The organism is Streptomyces violascens (genome assembly GCF_014649955.1).
In the GTDB taxonomy this organism is placed as follows: domain Bacteria; phylum Actinomycetota; class Actinomycetes; order Streptomycetales; family Streptomycetaceae; genus Streptomyces; species Streptomyces violascens.
This window is the reverse complement of record NZ_BMUA01000010.1, coordinates 234,326-251,675: the sequence shown is the minus strand read 5'-3', so window position 1 is coordinate 251,675 and position 17,350 is coordinate 234,326. Positions and strand designations below refer to the sequence as shown.

The following is a 17,350-nucleotide window of genomic DNA, read 5'->3' as shown; positions in this document are numbered from 1 at the left end:
GCAGGGCCGGGCAGGCCGGGGGCGGCCGGGTGTGCCGGATCCGCCGAGCCGTTTGCGCCGCTCATCTCGACCCCTCTCGCCGACCCGCCGCCGGTGGTGCGTCCGTTGCCGCTGTTCATGGCGCTCACCTGTACTCCGCGAGCCGGCGGCTGATGCCGACGCCGGCGCCCGCCGCGGCGAGCACCGCGAGGACGGCCGCGCCCAGCGGCAGGCCCGTCAGGGCGCCGCGCCCGTCGGAGGCGGCCGTCGTGAACTCGTGCTGCTCGTGGGCGATCGCCGAGTCCAGCGCCTGGTCCACCTGGTCGAAGCACTCGCCGGTGGAGCCCTTCGCGCCGAGGACCTGCGTCAGCGCGCCGTCGTAGTCACCGCTGTCGTCCGTCTTGCGGGCCGCGGTGTGGCGCTCCTGCCAGACGGCCATGTCGTCCTTGGCCTTCGTCACGGGGGCCTTGCCCGTGCTGTCGTCCGCGAGCTTCACCGCCGCCCCCAGCTGGTCGGAGAGCGACGCCATCTCCTTGGTGAACGACGCCTCGTACAGGTCCTTGCCCTTGTCGTTGAGCACCGCGCCCCGGGCCACCAGCGTCAGGTTCTCGTTGGCGCGGGCCTGGAGCGAGCTGATCCGGGCGTCGTTGAGGACCTTCAGGGACTCCTGGCCGTGCGTGCGCGAGGTCGACAGGTCGGAGGAGGCCACCGCGTGCCCCACCACCAGCCAGAGCAGCACCACCGTGGAGGCGGCCGTCGCGGCCAGCAGGCCGTGGTTGAACACCCGGTTCGTGCGCAGGTAGTTGCGGCGCTGGACCCAGACGAGGCCGCCGAGCGCCACCAGGCCGAGCGCGGTCGCCGCGTACGGCCAGGTGTCCGCCTGGTCGTAGTCGTCGTAGAGCCGGCCCGTCTCGGCCTCGTACAGCTTCTGTGCGGCGGGCAGCAGGCTGGTGCTCATCTTCTGGTTGGCGAAGCGCAGATAGGCGCCGCCGACCGGGAAGCCCTGCCGATTGTTGGCCCGCGCCTGCTCGACGAGGCCGTTGTAGAGCGGGAGCTGCTCGTTCAGGGTGGCTATCTGCTGGGCCGACTCGGCCGAACCCGTCGTGTTCGCGGCCGCCTTGACCAGCAGGCGGGAGGCGGTCGCGATGTCCGTGTCGTACCGCTTGCGTACGTCCAGGGGCTCCTGGCCGCCCGCGAGGAAGCCGCTCGCGGCGGCCGTGTCGGCGTCGGCGAGGGAGCGGTAGATGGACGCGGCATCCGCGCTCAGCGGCTGGCTGCGGTTGACCACGTCGCTCGCCGCGGCCGAGCGGTCCGAGATCTCCCAGGCGGTCACGCCGCCGAAGGCGACGAGGAGCAGCGCCACGACCGTACCGATGATCCACAGGCGGCCGGGCTCGGTCGTCGCGGCGGCGCGCAGCTGCTCCCGGGTCTCGGCCCAGCTCCGGTGCGTGCCGGGTCGCTGCGCCGCGACCCGGGCCGCGGACTCCCGCGTCTCCGGTTCGCGCACGTTCGGCGGATTCGCCACCTGACCTCCCCCTCGGTCGCTGCCTAGGCAGTATGGCCGCAGGGACCGACAACCATCCAGGGTTGTCTGGATCTTGTTACCTGCCGTACCGCTCCCCTGGAGGGTGTCCGGCACCCCCTTGGCCCCCTGCCCCACGTCCCCATCATGTATACGCGTCGGCGATCCGTTCGGTTCCACAGGGACCCGCCCGGATCGTTACCGCACGTACTGGGCGCGCAGCCGCGCGTAGGTCCCCTCGGGCGCGGAGATGTGGTCCAGGCCCAGAAGTCCCGCGCCGAGCACGGGCGACGTGGTCACCACCCGGGGCACCGCCTTGGGCGCCCGGGCCGCGAGCAACTCCGTTACGGTGTCGTCCAGTTGGGGATGGCGGGCCGCGAGCACGCTGCCGCCGAGCAGCACCGGCGTCTCCACCTCCAGGAGGCCGAGCCGGTCCAGGGCGACCGTCGCCAGGGCCACGATCTCCTCTGCCTGGCGCTCGACGAGGGAGCGCGCCACCGGGTCCCCGGCGGCCGCGACCTCGAACAGGACCGGGCTCAGCTCGTGCCGGCGCACGGCCGGGATCTTCTCCAGGTGCAGCGCCTCGATCAGCTCGTACATCGAGGAGAGCCCGAAGTGGGCGGGCAGGGCGGATGCGAGCGCGGTCGGGCCGCCGCGGCCGTCCTCGGCGCGCGCCGCGAAGAACAGCGCCTCTTCGGCGAGGCCGCCGCCCCCGCCCCAGTCGCCGGAGATCTTCCCGATCGCGGGGAAGCGGGCGGTGCGCCCGTCCGGGGTCATGCCGACGCAGTTGATGCCCGCGCCGCACACCACCGCGACCCCGCGCGGCTCGGCGCCGGGAGGCAGCCCGGCGCGCAGGATCGCGAAGGTGTCGTTGTGCACCCGCACGGAGTCCCCCCAGCCGCGGGCCTTGAGGGCCGCCGCCAACTCCCTTTCCTCGACGGGTAGATCGGCGTTGGCCAGGCACGCCGAGACGTGCTCGACCCGCAGCGGTTCGGCCCGGTGCGCGGAGAGGTAGGCCTCCTCCACCGTGGTGGCCAGCATGTGCAGAGCCACCTCGACGCCCACCGACGGCGGCCGGAAGCCGCCGCCCCTGGCGGTGCCGAGCACCGTTCCGTCCGCACCGATCAGTGCCACATCGGTCTTGCTGTTGCCGGCGTCGATCGCCAGCACACTCATGCCCACGCGAGGTGCTCCCGGTTGTGCTCGATCAGCCGGTCGGTGAGCCCGTCGGCGTATGCGTACTGCCCGACCAGCGGGTGCGCGAGCAGCGCCCGGAACACCCGGTCGCGCCCGCCGCGCAGGGCGGCCTCCAGGGCGAGGTCCTCGTACGCGGTGACGTGTGCGATCAACCCGGCGTACAGCGGGTCGAGTTCGGGCACCGGCAGCGGGACCGCGCCCCTGCCGTCCACCCGGGCCGGCACCTCGATGACAGCGTCGTCCGCGAGGAAGGGCAGCGTTCCGTTGTTGTAGGTGTTGACGACCTGGACCGGGCTTCCGCCCGCCCGTCGCCCACCACCGCCCTTGCCCGAGGGTCCTTTGGACCCGCCCCTCTCTCCGCCCAGCAGGGAGGCCGTGAGGTCGACGGCCGCCTCGGAGTAGAAGGCGCCGCCGCGCTTGGCGAGCAGCTCGGGCTTCTCGTCGAGCGCCGGGTCGCCGTACATGGCGAGCAACTCCCGCTCCATGGCGGCCACTTCGGCGGCCCGCGACGGCTTGGTGCCCATCTCGCGCACCACCTCGTCGTGCGCGTAGAAGTACCGCAGGTAGTACGAGGGGACGACGCCGAGCCGGTCGAGGACCTGGCTCGGCAGGCGCAGATCGTCGGCGATGGTGTCGCCGTGCTCGGCGAGCAGCTTCGGCAGGACGTTGTCGCCCTGGGGACCGCCGAGCCGCACCCCGAGCTCCCAGGTCAGGTGGTTGAGGCCGACGTGGTCCAGGTGGACCTCGGCGGGCGTGACCTGGAGCAGGGCGGCGAACTTGCGCTGGAGGCCGATGGCCACGTTGCACAGCCCGACCGCCTTGTGCCCGGCCTGGAGCAGCGCCCGGGTCACGATGCCCACCGGGTTGGTGAAGTCGATGATCCAGGCGTCCGGGTTCGTGCGGCGGACGCGCTCGGCGATGTCGAGGACGACCGGCACGGTCCGCAGCGCCTTGGCGAGCCCGCCCGCGCCCGTGGTCTCCTGCCCGACGCAGCCGCATTCGAGCGGCCAGGTCTCGTCCTGCTGGCGGGCCGCCTGCCCGCCGACGCGCAGCTGGAGCAGCACCGCGTCCGCGCCCTCGACGCCCGCGTCCAGGTCCGAGGTGGTGACGATCCTGCCCGGGTGGCCCTGCTTGGCGAAGATGCGCCGGGCGAGCCCGCCCACCAGGTCCAGGCGGTCGGCGGCCGGGTCGATCAGGACGAGCTCACTGACCGGCAGGGTGTCCCGCAACCGGGCGAAGCCGTCGATGAGTTCGGGGGTGTAGGTGGACCCGCCCCCCACTACTGCGAGCTTCATTGAATTGATCAGCCCTTCACTCCGGTCAGCGTGACGCCCTCGACGAAAGCCTTCTGTGCGAAGAAGAAGACGAGGATCACGGGGGCCATGACCAGTACGGTCGCGGCCATGGTCAGGTTCCAGTCGGTATGGTGCGCGCCCTTGAAGGACTCCAGGCCGTAGCTCAGCGTCCAGGACCCCGGCGTGTCGGACGCGTAGATCTGCGGTCCGAAGTAGTCGTTCCAGGCGTAGAAGAACTGGAAGAGCGCGACGGCGGCGATGCCGGGGCGGGCCATCGGAAGGACCACCTTGATCAGGGTGCGCAGCTCCCCGCACCCGTCGACCTTCGCGGCGTCCAGGTACTCGCCCGGGATGGTCATCAGGAACTGGCGCAGCAGGAAGATGGTGAACGCGTCGCCGAACGCCAGCGGGACGATCAGCGGCCACAGCGTGCCGGACAGGTCCAGCTGCTTCGCCCAGAACAGATACATCGGGATGATGATCACCTGGGGCGGCAGCATCATCATCGAGATGACCAGCATCAGCGACAGATTGCGGCCCCGGAAGCGGAACTTGGCGAGCGCGTAGGCCACCGGCACCGAGGACACCACGCTGAGCACGGTGCCGAGTCCGGCGTAGAGCAGGGTGTTCTTCCACCAGGTCAAAAAGCCCGGGGTGTCCCACACCTTGCGGTAGTTGGACCACGCCCAGTGGTGCGGGACCAGGTCCCGGGTGAGCGTCTGCTGGTTGTCCATGAGCGAGGTCAGCAGCAGGAAGACGAAGGGCAGCACGAAGAACAGCGCGGCCGCGACCCCGATCGAGTGCACGGCGATCCACTGGAGCAGGGCCTTGCGTCGGGCCACCCTGGCCGCCGGGGTGGCGGCTTCGGCCCCGGTTGCGTCGAGGGCGTACGTCATGTCACTCACCTGCCTGGACGAGTCCGCCGCGGCGCTTCATGAGGAGCGCCGTGAAGACCATGGAGAGGGCGAACAGGACGAGGGCGACCACGCACGCGGAGCCGTAGTCGAAGCGCTGGAAGCCCAGGTTGTAGACGAGCTGGGGCAGCGTCAGCGTCGACTTGTCGGGGTAGCCGGGCTCGAACTGCTGGCCCGAGTTGCCGATGTGGCCGGAGGCGACCTTGCCCGCCACCAGCGGCTGGGTGTAGCTCTGCATCGCCTGGATGATTCCGGTGACCACGGCGAACATCACGATGGGCGAGATGTTCGGCAGGGTGACGTAGCGGAACCGCTGCCAGGCGGAGGCCCCGTCCAGCTCGGCGGCCTCGTACTGCTCCTTGGGTACGTCCAGGAGCGCGGCCATGAAGATGACCATAAGGTCGCCGACGCCCCACACCGCGAGCAGGGTGAGCGCGGGCTTGGACCAGGACGGGTCGGTGAACCAGTTCGGGGCCGGGATGCCCAGGTCGCCCAGGAGCGAATTGACCGGTCCGGTGCCGGGGTTGAGCAGGAAGACGAAGCCGAGGGTGGCCGCCACCGGCGGGGCGAGATAGGGCAGGTAGAACAGCGTGCGGAAGACGCCCACGCCCGTCTTGATCTTGGTGATGAGCATGCCCACGCCGAGACCGAACACGACCCGGCAGGCGACCATCACGACCACCAGCCACAGGGTGTTGCGCAGCGCCGGCCAGAACAGCGGATAGTCGTTGAAGACGTACGACCAGTTCTTGAGGCCGTCGAAGGTGGCCGCGCCGAAGCCGTCGTAGTGGGTGAAGGAGAAGTAGACCGTGGAGATCAGCGGGTAGGCGAAGAAGACGCTGAACCCGATCAGCCAGGGCGACAGGAACGCCAGGGTCCGCAGCGTCGAGCGGCGGTGCTTGGAGCGCAGTGTGTACGTCGTGCTCATGGCAGGGCTACTTCGCCTGCGCGATCGCGGCGTCGATCTCCTGGGCGGTCCTGGCGAGCCCCGCCTTGATGTCGCCCCGCTTGCCGCTCTCGACGTCGTAGCCGAGGTTCTGCAGCGACACCAGGTACTGGCCGCCGTTGACGGAGGCCGGGGTGGTGGTGGAGTTGGCGTTCTGCGCGATGTCCAGGAACGTCTTGAAGCGCGGGTCGGCCTGGAGCTTGGGGGACTTGAGGGCATCGAAGGTGGACGGCACGTTGTGGATGGCGTTGGCGAAGTCGACCACCGCGTCGGTGTCGGTGGTCATGAACTTGACCAGTTCCCAGGCCGCGTTCTGCTTCTTCGAGGTCGCGGCGATGCCCGCGATGGTGCCGGTCAGATAGCCCTTGCCGTACGTGCCCGCCTGGTCGTCGGGGACGGGCAGCGGGGCGACGCCGATCTCGAACTTGGGCTTGCTGCCCATCGCCATGCCGAGCCGCCACTCGCCGTCCATCGACATCGCGAGCTGCCCGGTGTTGAACGGGTTCGTGTCGCCGTACTCCTCGCCGAAGGACGCGCGGTACTTCTCCAGCTTGGCGAAGCCGCCCAGGTCGTCGACGAGCTGCTTCTGGAAGGCGAGGCCCTTCTCGAAGGCCGGGTCCTTGGCGATGTTCGACTTGCCGCTCGCGTCGAAGTACGTCGGCGACCACTGCGCGAGATAGTGCTCGGTCGTCGTCTCGTAGGCGTGGTAGTTCGGCATGAAGCCGAGCTGCTCGTACGAGTCGCCCTTGGCCTTGGTCAGCGCCTTGGCGTCCGCCGCGAACTGCGACCAGGTCTTCGGCGGGTCGGTGATCCCGGCCGCCTTGAAGGCGTCCTTGTTGTAGTAGAGCGCGTAGGAGTCGCCGAGCAGCGGCAGCGAGCAGCGCTTGCCCTGGAACTGGGTGTACTCGTTCATGGTCTTGGGGAACGTCTTCGCCGGGTCGATGCCGTCCTTCTTCAGGAACGGGGCGAGGTCGACGAACGCGTTGGACGAGCAGAACTTGCCGACGTTGTTCGTGGTGAACGACGAGACCACGTCCGGGGCGCTGGAGCCGCCCGCGCGCAGCGCCTGGTTGATCTTGTCGTCGTTGATGTCGCCGACGACCTTCACGTGGATGTTGGGGTGCGCCTTCTGGAAGGCGTCCACGTCGGCCTGGATGGCCTTGACCTCGTTGGGGGCGCTCCAGCCGTGCCAGAAGGTGATCGTCGTGTCCTTGGACGCGTCGTCGCTCGCGCTGGTGTTGCTCTGCCCCGTACAGGCGGAGGCGAGCAGGGCTATGGAGGCGGTCGCGGCCAGGGCGACGGCCGGCGTCCGGCGGATTCTGGGCATGGCGGTATCTCCCGAAGAGGGCTGAGGGGGTGAGGGGGAAGGGCGGTTCAGCGTGTGGTGTCGAAGACCTCGTCGCGCGTGGCGACGAGAGCGGCCTCCAACGCGCCACGCAATACCGGGAGTTGGTCGACCTCCCCGATGACGAGCCGGGGCCGGGAGGCGGCCAGCTCGCCGAGTTCGCTCTGGACGAGCTCGCGCAGCGGCTCGCCCCCGGCGGCGATCAGTGCGCCGGACAGCACGACGAGCTCGGGGTCGAGCACGGCGACCATGGAGGCGAGCCCGGTCGCGAGCCCGGTGGCGAAGGCGCGGAGAAGCTCGCGCTCGGGACCCTGCTCGGCCTGAGCGCCCCGCGTGATCAGGGCAGTGGCCACCTCGTTGTGCGTCCCGCCGGGGATGTCGCAGACGCCGAATCGGTGGGCGAGCCGGGCCAGCGCCTGCCCGCCGGCCAGCTCCTGGAAGCCGCCCGAGTTCGCCTTGGTGACATGGCGTACGAGGGGAGCGCCCGGCACCGGAAGGAAGCCGACCTCGCCCGCGCCGCCGGTGAACCCGCGGTGCAGCCGCCCGCCGATGACGAGCGCGGCACCGAGCCCGCCCTCGTTCCACAGCAGTACGAAGTCGTCGTGGCCGCGGGCCGCGCCCAGGCGCTGCTCGGCGATGGCGGCGAGATTGACGTCGTTCTCGTACTCGACGGGCATCGGCAGGGCCGCGGCCAGCTCGTCGAGCAGCGTGGGGGAGTGCCAGCCCGGCAGGTGGGAGGCGTAGCGCAGCCGCCCGGTGCCGGGGTCGAAGGCGCCCGGGGTGCCGATGACGACGCGGTGCACATCGGCCCGTGCGAGCCCGGCGGCCTTGACCGCGCCGTCCAGGGCGTCGGTCACCTGCCGCACCACGGACTCGGCGCGCCGCCCGGGCGTTGCGACCTCGAACTCCCCGACGACGCTGCCCGCCACGTCGGCGACGGCGGCGCGGATCCGTTCCGGGGTGACGTCAAGTCCGGCCACGTAGGCGGAAGTCGCGTTGACGGAGTACAGCTGCGCGTTGGGCCCCGGCCGCCCCGCGGTCGTCCCGGTGGCGACGACCAGCCCCGCCGCTTCGAGCCGGGCGAGCAGCTGCGAGGCGGTCGGCTTGGAGAGCCCGGTGAGCTTGCCGATGCGGGTCCGCGAGAGCGGGCCGTGCTCCAGAAGCAGGTCGAGGGCGGCCCGGTCGTTCATGGCACGGAGTACGCGCGGGGTCCCTGGGGTAGTACCGGCCACGAGAGATCCCCCTGCCCTTCGGGCGCCTGCTTCCCCACACCACTGTTAGGAAAGTTTCCTATTCGATGGGGGAAACGTAGGGGGTGCGTCAGCGGCACGTCAATGGCCCGGGCACTGGCGGCTGCCAAAGCGTTACCTGCGCGACGCCCGAGGGGCGCCCCGCGGAACGGTTTCCGGCGGGGCGCCCCTCGGGGGTCGCGCGCTTACTTGGACAGATTCGGGTTCGGGTTGGGGATCGGCGTAGTCGCCAGGGACTGCGGGGACGTCGGGTTGGCCAGGGCCGAGGGGGCGGACACTGCGGCCGAGGGGTCCGATGCCGCCGGCTCCTCCGCGAGCGGGAGGCCGCCCACGATGCGGATGCCCGCCGCGTCCAGGGCCACCTTGATCCGCCAGCGCAGCTCCCGCTCCACGCTCAGCGCCTTGCCCGGCATGGTCTTCGCCGATATGCGGACCACCATCGAGTCCAGGAGCACCTCGTCGAGGCCGAGGATCTCCACCGGGCCCCACAGGCGCTCGTTCCACGGCTCTTCCTTCGCCATGGACTCGGTCGCCTCGTTGATCACCGTACGCAGCCGCTCCAGGTCCTCGCTCGCGCGGACCCGGACGTCGACCCCGGCCGTCGCCCAGCCCTGGGACAGGTTGCCGATGCGCTTGATCTCGCCGTTGCGGACGTACCAGATCTCGCCGTCCGCACCGCGCAGCTTCGTCACGCGCAGGCCGACCTCGATCACCTCGCCGGAGGCCACGCCCGCGTCGATGGAGTCGCCGACGCCGTACTGGTCCTCCAGGATCATGAACACGCCGGACAGGAAGTCCGTGACCAGGTTGCGGGCGCCGAAACCGATCGCGACGCCCGCCACACCTGCCGATGCGAGCAGCGGGGCCAGGTCGATGTTCAGGACGCCGAGCACCATCAGGGCGGCCGTGCCCATGATCAGGAACGACGCCACCGAGCGCAGCACCGAGCCGATGGCCTCCGAGCGCTGACGGCGCCGCTCGGCGTTGACGAGCAGGCCGCCGAGCGCGGTGCCCTCCACCGCCTGGGCGCTGCGGTTCATTCGCTCTATGAGCTTGGTCAGCGCGCGCCGGACCAGGACTCTCAGGACCGAGGCGATGACGATGATCAGGAGGATGCGGAATCCGACGTACAGCCACGTCGACCAGTTCTGCTCCACCCAGCCCGCGGCCTCGGTGGCCGACTTCTGGGCGTCTTGGAGCGTCGCGGGTGTGGGCGGCGGCGATCCGTCGGCCAGGACGGCGGACCAGTTCACGGCAGGAACCTCCAGCGTTGCGGTGCCGCGAAGGCGGCGGCAGACCCACCACACTAACGGGGCAAGAGCTGTGCTCCGTTGACGTGTTCGAGGGAGAAGGGCGCCGCGCCTGGGAAAGTAGGGGGTGTGGTCGAAAACACTTCGAGCCCGTTACCTGGACGTGGTGGCGCTTCGACCAGCCATGAGGAGAGACTGGAGAGCAGATCGTCCCGGCGCGAGCCACGCGCCGCCGGCGTAATAGGAGGCACCCGTGCCGCACGTCCTGGTCCTCAATGCGTCGTACGAGCCCCTCGGCGTCGTACCGCTCCGCCGCGCGCTCGTCCTCGTCCTCGAAAACAAGGCCGTCAGCCTCGAGGAGTCCGGCGCCTTCATGCATAGCGCGACCCGTGCCGTCGCGGCGCCCAGCGTCGTCCGGCTCAAGAGATTCGTACGGGTCCCCTACCGGGGGCCCGTTCCGCTGACCCGCCGTGCCCTGTTCGCCCGGGACGGCGGCCGCTGTATGTACTGCGGTGGCGTCGCAACCAGCGTCGACCACGTCATCCCGCGCAGCCGCGGCGGCCAGCACGCCTGGGAGAACGTGGTCGCCGCATGCCGGCGCTGCAACCACGTCAAGGCGGACCGCCACCTCATGGAGCTCGGCTGGCGCCTTCGCCACCAGCCGGCCCCGCCCACCGGCCTCGCCTGGCGGATCATCGGCACGGGGCACCGCGACCCGCGCTGGCTGCCCTACCTCCAACCCTTCGGCGCGGACGACGCCCTGGCCCGGATCGACGGCATCTCAGCCTGAGAGCCCGACGCGATCCGGGCCCTGTCGTATCAACGGCCTACGGAGCCTCTCGACGGGCTACGGAGTCTCCGTCACGGCATACGCCTCGGCCGACCACAACGCGTAGCCGGACGACGACGCCCGCCGCATCCCCTGGATCCGGATGAAGCGGGCGTCCTTCGCGTCCAGGTGGACCGCTTCACGCCCGCCCTTACCGGCGTCTACGGCCGCTGCCGTACGCCAGCTACGCCCGTCCGACGACACCTGCACCTCGTACCGCGCGGCACCGGCGCCCTGCCACTGGAGCACCACCAGGCCGACCCGGGCGGGAGCGGCGAGCTCGGCCTGCCACCAGGCGGAGTCGTCGGGGAGCGAGGCCCAGCGGGTCGCCGGGTCGCCGTCGGCCGCCGCGCGGGCCGGGAAGGACGGGTCCGCGTCCCCGGACGAGGTCGCCTTCGAGCCCGCGATCAGGTCGGGGCCGCCGGTGCGCGGACAGGCCCGCACGGTCAGGGTGGTCTCCTGGCCCGCGAAGGACAGCGGCACCTGGTACTCGCCCGCGGGCGTGCCCTTCGCGACGCTCACCTCGACCGGGACGCCGGCGCTCGTGCCGCGGGCCACCGCCGTGTCCCGGGGGAGGCGCACCGTGATGCCCCGCGGCGGCTTCGCGGTCAGCGTGCCCCGCACGTCCTCGGGCCCCATCGCCGCCACCGAGGCCGTGACGCGCCGCGCGGCCCCGCCGATCTCGGCGTCCGTCGAGGCGTGGTCCAGGGCCAGGTGGGCCCGCGGGCGGTCCGCGTACCAGGGCACCAGGCGGTCCACCCCGGACGAGCCGCCGGCCACCCGCACCGCGTCGGCCCGTACGCCGTTCGCCGCGATCTGCGTCCACCCGGAGGCGTCGAGGGGGCCCAGGGTGCGCCACTCGTCGCCCGGGATGTGCGCCTGGACCTCGCCCGTGGTGCCCGGCTTCGTCATCACGGTCAGCGCCTGGACCGGACGGCCGCCGCCGAGCCCGACCGTGTAGGCGTCCGGCGCCCGGGTGACGTTCGCCGCCGGATGGTCCGCGCCCGTCCACGCGTCGGCCTCCCGCACCGCCCGGTCCAGGAACGCGCCGAGCACGCCCTTGCCGACGGTGACCGGGGCCTGAGCGGCCGCCTCGCGCACCGGCGCCAGGGCCAGCGAGGCCCGCCAGGCCGCCGCGCCGTCGCCCGCCGACTGGGCCTGGAGCAGATCGACGGCCAGCTCACCGGCCTGCCCGTAGCGCGCCAACTGGTCGATCCAGGGCCCCAGTTCACCGCCCACCTCGGCATGCGCGAGGCGCTGCGGGGCCTGCCGCAGCGCCGTGAACGCGCCGCGCAGCGCCTTGGCCGCACGATCGCGCGCCGCCGCGTCCGGGCCCGTGCGCGCACTCCAGAACGCGTCCATGAGCGGGCGCAGATACGCCGACTCGGGGCCCCCGAGCACCGACGAGGAGTCGTTGCCCGCAAGGGCCGTGAGCGCCTCGCGGACCTCGAGATCGCCGCCCGCCAGGTCGTCGACGGCGGCTCGCCAGGACTCCTGAGGCTGGTAGCCCTGCGGGTTCCACGCGAAGTCGGCGGCCGTGAACAGCGGGATGCGGGACGCGGTGGGCTGCTCCATCGCGTTGGCGAGCAGCGCCGCCGAGCCCGCCGCGACACCCGGCTCGCGGCCGGTGTACGGGCCGAGGAAGATCCGGCCCGGCGCGTAGTCGTTGACCGGGTAGTTGTCCATCGTGACGAGCCGGTGGCCCAACGCGGCGCGGGCGTCCGCGAGTTGGGAGCCGCTGATGGTGCGAGGCACGACCCCGACCCCGGTCCAGGCGACCTGCACGCCCGGAGCGAGCGAGGCCGCGAGGGCGCCGCGGTAGCGCGTCGCACCGTCCTGGTAGTACTCGGTCGGCATCAGCGACAACGGCTCGGACCCGGGGTGGGCCGCGGCCAGATGCGCGGCGACGGCGTTCGCGACCCGGGCGTGCGCCCTGGCCGCGGCCTCGGGGCCCGAGCCGAACGTTTCCGCGTCCGCGCCGCAGTGCCACTCGCTGTACGAGACGTCCTGGAACTGCAGCTGGAACGCCCGCACCCCGAGCGCCCACATCGCGTCGAACTTGCGGTTCAGCCGTGCGGCATCGGCGTCCGATGACAGACACAGCTCCTGGCCGGGTGCCACCGCCCACGCCAGCGTCACATGGTTGCGGGCCGCCCGGTCCGCGAGCGCCCGGAAGGCGTCGCGTTGCTCGGCGGGGTACGCCTCGCGCCACCGGGCCTGGCGGTACGGGTCGTCGCCCGGCGCGTACAGGTAACGGTTCTGCTTGGTGCGGCCCATGAAATCCAGCTGGTCCAGGCGCTGTTCGAGGCTCCAGGACTGGCCGTAGAAGCCCTCGGCGGTGCCGCGCACGGCCGTACCCGGCCAGTCGCGCACCGCGAGACCCGGGACGCGCCGGTCCCCGTGCCTGTCCCTGCCGATCAGCTGGCGCAGCGTCTGCGCGGCGTGGAAGAGGCCGTCCCCGCCCACCCCGTCGAGCGCCACCGTGTCCCGCCCGGCGACCCGGCCGACCCCGATCCGGTAGCCGCCGGCCGGCAGATCGCCCCGCGCGGGCACCCGCAGCGCCCGCAGCGCGTCATCGGCGCCGGGCCCGCCGACCCTGAACACCGGCCCGCCGCCCGGCAGTTGACGGTGCAGGGTGCGCACCCCGGCCGCCTTCAGGAGATCCGCCACGGCCTGCACGGCGTACGGATCGGTACCCGGGTCCGCGAGGAGAACCGCCTCGCCGCCGAGACCGACCGGCGACCCGGCGGGCTTCAGGGACTGTGGCCGGGGCCACACCTCGGGCAGCGGGCCCGCGTCCAGGGCCGGATCGGAAGCGGTGAGAGCGGGCCCGGGCGGGGCGGCGAGGGCGCCGGGCGCGGCAGCGATCAGGCCGCCGATCACGGCGATCGCAAGCGTCGTCGCCCTCTTGCCGCGACCGAGCTGCACGGGCCACTCCTCACCTGGCACTGCGTGAGCCACGAGCCCACCACCCGTCTGCCGAGGGTGTCAATGCGAGTGGCCGTTCTGTCTGATATGCCTGGTGCGATGCGCGCGGTACGAGCTTGTGAGCGGCGATACGTCTGGCGGACCGTCCACGGGGTAGGGCACCACTTGTCCCTGCCCCCCATCGAATCCGGAGGCCCCCGTGGTCGCCACCGCCCCCGAGCAGCCGCTGACCAGCGAGCCGCCCATGGCCGACGCCGAGCCCCTGATCAGCGAACCCCCGATGTCCGAGACCGCCCCGCTGACCAGCGAGCCCACGCCGGTGGCCGCGGCCGCGGGATTCTGAGGCCATGACCCTGGCCCGGCTCGCCGCCCGGCACGGCGTGGCCACGTCGTACTCCCCGTCGGCGGGCGTCACCGTCGACGTGCCGGACGCCACGGTGGTCGCCGTCCTCGCCGCACTCGGCGTGGACGCGTCGACCCCGGACGCACTGTGCCGGGCCCTGGCCGCCGCCGAAGGCGCCGAGGCGGACCGCCTGCTGCCCCCGACGCTGGTGCGCTGGGGTGACGGACCGGTGCCGGGCCTGTCCGACGAGCTGACGGTCGTCGGCACCCCGGTCGGTCAACTCCCGCTGGGCGTCCACCGGGTGGACGTACGCCACGGGGACGGCCGTACCGCGTCCGCGACACTGATCGTCGCGCCGGAGGGCGTGCCGCAGCCCCCGTCCCGGACCCACGGCTTCCTCGTCCAGCTCTACTCGCTGCTCTCCAGCCGCTCCTGGGGCATGGGCGACCTCGGCGACCTCGCGGAGCTCGCGAGCTGGTCGGGCCGCACGTTCGGCTCCGGATTCGTGCAGGTCAACCCGTTGCACGCGGCCGTGCCCGGCGCCCCGACCGACCCGTCCCCCTACCGCCCCTCCTCGCGCCGCTTCCCCGACCCCGTACACCTGCGCATCGAGGACATCCCCGAGTACGCGTACGCCACCGGGCGCGCCGGACTCGACGAGCTGACCGCCCGCGCGGCCGCCCTGCGTCAACGGGTGCTCGTGAAGGGGGAGTTGATCGACCGGGACGCCGTGTGGGAGCTGAAGCGCGAAGCCCTGGACATCCTGTACCGGGTGCCGCTCGGGCCGGGGCGCCGGGCCGCGTACTGCGACTTCCTCGCCGAGCAGGGCCAGGCCCTGGAGGACCACGCCACCTGGTGCGCGCTCGCCGAGCGGTACGGGCCGCACTGGCGGCGCTGGCCCGAGGGGCTGCGCGACCCGAGATCCGCCGCGACCGCCCGCGCTCGCCGCGAGCTCATCGACCGGGTCGACTTCCACACCTGGCTCGCCTGGCTGACCGACACCCAGCTCGCCGCGGCCCAGCGTGCCGCCCGCGAGGCGGGCATGCCGGTCGGACTCGTCCACGACCTCGCGGTCGGCGCGCACCCCGAGGGCGCCGACGCCTGGGCCCAGCAGGACGCGTACGCGCCCGGCATGTCCATCGGCGCGCCCCCGGACGCCTTCAACGCGCGCGGCCAGGACTGGGGCCTGCCGCCCTGGCGCCCCGACGTCCTCGCGGCCAGTGGTTACGCCCCGTACCGCGGCCTGCTCCAGGGCCTCCTGCGCCACGCGGGCGCCCTGCGCATCGACCACGTCATGGGCCTGTTCCGGTTGTGGTGGGTGCCGGAGGGGCACCCGCCGACGGACGGCACGTACGTCCACTACGACGCGGAGGCGATGCTCGCCGTCCTCGCCCTGGAGGCGCACCGCGCGGGCGCGGTCGTCATAGGGGAGGACCTGGGCACGGTCGAGCCGGGCGTACGCGAGGCTCTGGCCGAGCGGGGCGTGCTGGGCACGTCGGTGCTCTGGTTCGAGCGGGACTGGGCGGGTACGGGGCGGCCGCTGGCCCCCGAGTCCTGGCGATCGGCCTGCGTGGCCACCGCCACCACCCACGACCTGCCGTCCACGGCGGCCCGCCTCACCGGCGAACACGTCCAGCTCCGCCACCGCCTCGGCCTCCTTGCGACCCCGCTCGCCCAGGAGCAGCACGCGGCCCGCGCGGAGGTGTCCGAGTGGCTCGGCTACCTCGAACGCCTGGGCCTGCTCCCGGACGCCCCCGGCGACGAGGAGGCGGAGATCCGCGCGGTCTACGCCTTCCTGCTGCGCACCCCGGCCCGGATGGTGGGCGTGTGGCTGCCGGACGCGGTGGGCGACCGCAGACCGCAGAACCTGCCGGGCACGTGGGACGAGTACCCCAACTGGCGCCTCCCGGTGGCGGGCCCGGACGCCCAGCCCCTCGCCCTGGAGGCCATCGTGGCTTCGCCCCGGGTGCGGCGGCTGATGCGGGTGTTCGGGGGGAGAGGGGGTGCGGCGGGCGGAGGCCGAGGCGGGGCTGCCGGGGAGGCGGGGCCCTGGACGGCAAGTGCTGGGAGCGTCCCCTGAGGTGGGGTTTCCTGCGTACGGTGCTGGAGGGCCGGGCTGTGTCGGCCCCGTACGGCACCCCCGGGCGCGCGGCCCGCTCGGGCGTTCGCTACGTTTGCACCGTGGACAAGAAGAACGCCCTGCGCGCCGGCGCCGTAGCAGCCGGTACGACGCTGATGATGCTGCTCATGTCGTCCCCCGCGCTTGCGCTCACGCGCGACGACGGTGACGACCCGGGGCCCGGCCTGAGCGTGATCGACACGATCGGTCTGTTCGTGGTCGCGCCGATCGCGCTGTTCGCGGTCATCGCCGGACTGGTGATGGTCCTTGACAAGTCCCGGAAGGCGCCGACGAAGGCGTAGCCGGGTCTGTCGGCCTGGTTTTCCCACCCGCCCGCCCGTTCCGCCCCCTCCCGCGGGGGCTGAGCGAGGGGCGGGTGTCTGCCGTTCGCCCGGCACGTGCGGGCGGGCCCCTGGGGCTGCGCCCCAGACCCCATTGCCCCCCACCCCGCCCCTTCCCGAGACCCTCCGGGGGATGTCGTTCGGGTGCGGCTCGGCGGTCGTTCCCTGGGGCGCTGCCCCAGACCCCGTTGGCGCTTCAAGGGCGCTCGTCCTCAATCTCCCCCAAGGCCTTAAGGGCCAGGGGGACCCCCATGACAGGCTGGGTATGCCTGTATGGGCACCCCGCCAAGGCCAGCCCTGACAGGGGCGCGGGGGACTGCGCGACCAGCCACGCGTGGCACGCGGGCGAAAGCCGTCGACGCATTCAGCCCCTCCGGCGTTCGAGGAGCGGGGGCCGGGGGCAGCGCCCCGGCAACGGGCCTCAGCCCAGTCCCGCCCCCGGAGGCCACGCGGCGGAGCCGCAGAGTCTCACGGCGGGAAGGGGCGGGGCGGGGCATTCCCCCCACCTCAGTGCGCCGCCAGCAACTTCCTTAGCAGCGCGGACAGTTGAGCCGCCTCGTCCGCATTCAGTGCGGACGTGAGGACCTCGGTCTGGGCGGCCAGCCCGGCCGTCACCGACTCGTCCACCAGGGCCAGGCCCTTCTCCGTGAGGCTCACCCGCAGTCCCCGGCGGTCCGTCGGGTCGGGGCTGCGGCGCAACAGCCCCGCCTTCTCCAGCTTGTCGAGGCGCCCCGTCATCCCTCCCGTCGTCAGCATCAGCGTCGCCGAGAGCTGCCGCGGCGACAGGGTGTACGGCTCGCCCGAGCGCCGCAGCGTGGCGATGACGTCGAACTCGCCCCGCCCGATGCCGAACTGCGCGTACTCCTTGTCCATCCGCTCGCCCATCGCGCGCGCGATCCGGTAGATCCGGCCGTACACCGCCATCGGGACCGTTTCGAGGTCCGGGCGGACCGCCGCCCACTGCGCGGTGATCGCGTCCACCGCGTCCGAGGGTGCGTCGGGCAGCGGCTCGGCGGACGTCGGTGCCGGGGTCGGCGTCGGGGTCTGGGGAGTCTTTGCGGCATTCATGTGGCCCAGTATCCGAGTCGGTTC

14 protein-coding genes are annotated in these 17,350 nt (G+C 72.5%); 4 read left to right on the top strand and 10 right to left on the bottom strand.

Features of this window, described 5'->3' with window-relative positions; genetic code table 11:
- Positions 1–124: 124 nt before the first annotated feature.
- From IE206_RS21675 to IE206_RS21640, 8 genes are all read right to left on the bottom strand, one after another.
- The gene (locus IE206_RS21675; RefSeq protein ID WP_373300956.1) at positions 125–1,504 is read right to left on the bottom strand and encodes a GlnX family signal transduction membrane protein; all 1,380 of its coding nucleotides are present in this window, start codon (positions 1,502–1,504) and stop codon (positions 125–127) included.
- A gap of 195 nt (positions 1,505–1,699) precedes the next feature.
- The gene (locus IE206_RS21670; protein ID WP_189964478.1) at positions 1,700–2,677 is read right to left on the bottom strand and encodes an N-acetylglucosamine kinase; all 978 of its coding nucleotides are present in this window, start codon (positions 2,675–2,677) and stop codon (positions 1,700–1,702) included.
- The gene (locus IE206_RS21665; RefSeq protein ID WP_189964476.1) at positions 2,674–3,993 is read right to left on the bottom strand and encodes a 6-phospho-beta-glucosidase; all 1,320 of its coding nucleotides are present in this window, start codon (positions 3,991–3,993) and stop codon (positions 2,674–2,676) included. Before IE206_RS21665 ends, IE206_RS21670 begins: the two co-directional genes overlap by 4 nt.
- Before the next feature lie 8 nt (positions 3,994–4,001).
- On the bottom strand, positions 4,002–4,889 hold the full coding sequence (locus IE206_RS21660) for a carbohydrate ABC transporter permease (RefSeq protein ID WP_189964474.1): 888 nt from the start codon (positions 4,887–4,889) through the stop codon (positions 4,002–4,004).
- Position 4,890: 1 nt separating this feature from the next.
- Entirely contained in the window at positions 4,891–5,835 is a 945-nt protein-coding gene (locus IE206_RS21655; RefSeq protein ID WP_189964472.1) for a carbohydrate ABC transporter permease, read from the bottom strand.
- A 7-nt stretch (positions 5,836–5,842) separates the two neighbouring features.
- A complete protein-coding gene (locus IE206_RS21650) occupies positions 5,843–7,180 on the bottom strand; it encodes an ABC transporter substrate-binding protein (protein WP_189964470.1) in 1,338 nt (445 codons plus the stop codon).
- Positions 7,181–7,227: 47 nt separating this feature from the next.
- On the bottom strand, positions 7,228–8,430 hold the full coding sequence (locus tag IE206_RS21645) for an ROK family transcriptional regulator (RefSeq protein WP_189964468.1): 1,203 nt from the start codon (positions 8,428–8,430) through the stop codon (positions 7,228–7,230).
- A 203-nt stretch (positions 8,431–8,633) separates the two neighbouring features.
- On the bottom strand, positions 8,634–9,701 hold the full coding sequence (locus IE206_RS21640; RefSeq protein WP_189964466.1) for a mechanosensitive ion channel family protein: 1,068 nt from the start codon (positions 9,699–9,701) through the stop codon (positions 8,634–8,636).
- A gap of 250 nt (positions 9,702–9,951) precedes the next feature.
- On the opposite strand from IE206_RS21640, the gene IE206_RS21635 reads away from it, so the two are divergent.
- A complete protein-coding gene (locus tag IE206_RS21635; protein ID WP_053727372.1) occupies positions 9,952–10,488 on the top strand; it encodes an HNH endonuclease in 537 nt (178 codons plus the stop codon).
- A 57-nt stretch (positions 10,489–10,545) separates the two neighbouring features.
- On the opposite strand, the gene IE206_RS21630 is transcribed toward IE206_RS21635, so the two are convergent.
- Positions 10,546–13,455 carry a glycoside hydrolase family 84 protein gene (locus tag IE206_RS21630; protein ID WP_189964464.1) on the bottom strand — a complete coding sequence of 970 codons (2,910 nt, stop codon included), beginning with the start codon at positions 13,453–13,455 and terminating at the stop codon, positions 10,546–10,548.
- Between the two features lie 199 nt (positions 13,456–13,654).
- On the opposite strand from IE206_RS21630, the gene IE206_RS21625 reads away from it, so the two are divergent.
- The 3 genes from IE206_RS21625 to IE206_RS21615 all read left to right on the top strand — a co-directional run bounded on the left by IE206_RS21625 (position 13,655) and on the right by IE206_RS21615 (position 16,219).
- Positions 13,655–13,798, top strand: coding sequence for a hypothetical protein (locus IE206_RS21625; RefSeq protein ID WP_189964525.1), 144 nt, complete (start codon positions 13,655–13,657; stop codon positions 13,796–13,798).
- A 4-nt stretch (positions 13,799–13,802) separates the two neighbouring features.
- The gene (gene malQ, locus IE206_RS21620) at positions 13,803–15,878 is read left to right on the top strand and encodes a 4-alpha-glucanotransferase (RefSeq protein ID WP_189964462.1); all 2,076 of its coding nucleotides are present in this window, start codon (positions 13,803–13,805) and stop codon (positions 15,876–15,878) included.
- Positions 15,879–15,979: 101 nt separating this feature from the next.
- Positions 15,980–16,219 (top strand): hypothetical protein, encoded by a 240-nt coding sequence (locus IE206_RS21615; RefSeq protein WP_189964460.1) that lies wholly within the window; start codon positions 15,980–15,982, stop codon positions 16,217–16,219.
- Positions 16,220–16,765: 546 nt separating this feature from the next.
- On the opposite strand, the gene IE206_RS21610 is transcribed toward IE206_RS21615, so the two are convergent.
- Positions 16,766–17,326 carry a MarR family winged helix-turn-helix transcriptional regulator gene (locus IE206_RS21610; protein WP_189964458.1) on the bottom strand — a complete coding sequence of 187 codons (561 nt, stop codon included), beginning with the start codon at positions 17,324–17,326 and terminating at the stop codon, positions 16,766–16,768.
- Positions 17,327–17,350: the final 24 nt, after the last annotated feature.

Excerpts from the sequence above, each read along its gene's own strand:
- IE206_RS21610 (WP_189964458.1), bottom strand. The coding sequence starts at position 17,326 with ATGAATGCCGCAAAGACTCCCCAGACCCCGACGCCGACCCCGGCACCG.
- IE206_RS21650 (WP_189964470.1), bottom strand. The coding sequence starts at position 7,180 with ATGCCCAGAATCCGCCGGACGCCGGCCGTCGCCCTGGCCGCGACCGCC.
- IE206_RS21665 (WP_189964476.1), bottom strand. The coding sequence starts at position 3,993 with ATGAAGCTCGCAGTAGTGGGGGGCGGGTCCACCTACACCCCCGAACTC.
- IE206_RS21655 (WP_189964472.1), bottom strand. The coding sequence starts at position 5,835 with ATGAGCACGACGTACACACTGCGCTCCAAGCACCGCCGCTCGACGCTG.
- malQ (WP_189964462.1), top strand. The coding sequence starts at position 13,803 with ATGACCCTGGCCCGGCTCGCCGCCCGGCACGGCGTGGCCACGTCGTAC.
- IE206_RS21670 (WP_189964478.1), bottom strand. The coding sequence starts at position 2,677 with ATGAGTGTGCTGGCGATCGACGCCGGCAACAGCAAGACCGATGTGGCA.
- IE206_RS21660 (WP_189964474.1), bottom strand. The coding sequence starts at position 4,889 with ATGACGTACGCCCTCGACGCAACCGGGGCCGAAGCCGCCACCCCGGCG.